Below are 1,613 nucleotides of genomic sequence, written 5' to 3' on the forward strand. Positions count from 1 at the left end.
CGGTCGCTGCCGCCGAGCGCCGGCGCGGCTCGGGCCCGGTCCGCACCGTCCGGGTCACCGCCGCCGCGGCCCCGCTCGACCTGGGCGGCCGCACCGTCAGGTCCTGGTCGTACGGGGGCGACCTGCCCGGCAAGGAGGTCCGGGTGAGCGCGGGTGACACGCTCGCCCTGACCCTCGCCAACCACCTCCCGCAGCCCACGTCCCTGCACTGGCACGGCATCTCCTTGCGCAACGACATGGACGGCGTCCCCGGCCTCACCCAGAAGTCCGTCGCCCCCGGGGCCGACTTCACCTACCGCTTCACGGTCCCCCATCCGGGGACGTACTGGTTCCACCCGCATTCCGGCACCCAGCAGGACCGCGGGCTGTACGCGCCGCTGATCGTGGACGACCCCAAGGAGCCGCTGTCGTACGACAAGGAGTGGGTGGTCGTTCTCGACGACTGGGTCGACGGGGTGGACGGTTCGACACCGGACGCGGTCCTCGCCGAGCTGCGCGGCGGCATGGGCGACGCGGGCAGCGGGGCCCACTCCGGGCACACCATGTCGGGGTCGGGGTCCCACGGGACGGAGCCCGGAGGAGGCATGGCGGCGATGGGCACGGAGGAGACCTCGTCGCCGTCCGCCCCCGCCTCCCCCTCCGGCCCGTCCCGGATGCTGATGGGCGCGAGGAGCGAGCTGCTCGGCGGCGACGCGGGCGACGTGGCGTACCCGTCCTATCTGGTCAACGGCCGGACGCCGCAGGCCCCTTCCTCCTTCACGGCCCGCCCCGGGGACCGCATCCGCCTGCGGCTGATCAATGCGGGCGGGGACACGGCGTTCCGTGTCGCGCTCGGCGGCCACGAGATGACGGTGACGCACACGGACGGCTTCCCCGTGCGGCACGCGAAGACGGACGCCCTGCTGCTCGGCATGGGCGAGCGCTACGACGTACTGGTGACGGCGGGCGACGGCGTCTTCCCGCTGACGGCGCTCGCGGAGGGCAAGAAGGCGTCGGCGCTCGCGGTGCTGCGGACCGGGGCGGGGGCGGCGCCCGCCCCGGGCGTCCGTCCGAAGGAGCTGGACGGCCGCCTGCTGACGGCGGACCGGCTCCGGGCGGACCCCTCGGTGGCCCTGCCGGCCCGTGACCCGGACCGTACGATCAGGCTCCAGTTGACCGGCGGCATGGCCGCGTACGACTGGGCCTTCGACAAGAAGCCGTACACCGCGCAGCAGCGCCATCCGGTCCGCGCGGGCGAGCGGGTCCGTCTGGTCTTCGCCAACTCGACGTCGATGTGGCACCCCGTCCATCTGCACGGCCACACGTTCTCGCTGGCGAACGTGGCGGGCGGCCCCCGCAAGGACACGGCGGTCGTGCTGCCGAACGGGACGCTGACGGTGGACTTCGACGCGGACAACCCGGGCCTGTGGATGGTCCACTGCCACAACGTGTACCACTCGGAGGCGGGGATGATGACCGTGCTGGGCTATCGCGCCTGAGCCAGGGGCGCCCGGGCCGTCGGTCCCGAGCGGTGCGGGGCCGACGGGCTCCATGAGTCTTCGGCCTGCCCGCCGCGGCGGGCGCCACGAGTGTCGTGCACGCCGGGCCCGGCTTCGCCCCCGGCACCGGGACTC

1 protein-coding gene is annotated in these 1,613 nt (G+C 74.3%); it reads left to right on the plus strand.

What is annotated here, in order from left to right; translation table 11 throughout:
• A partial coding sequence (locus G3I40_RS32525; RefSeq protein ID WP_164306210.1) for a multicopper oxidase family protein occupies nt 1-1,478 on the plus strand: 1,478 nt, incomplete at its 5' end.
• Nucleotides 1,479-1,613: the final 135 nt, after the last annotated feature.

Source organism: Streptomyces sp. SID14478 (genome assembly GCF_010548525.1).
Classification (GTDB): Bacteria; Actinomycetota; Actinomycetes; order Streptomycetales; family Streptomycetaceae; genus Streptomyces.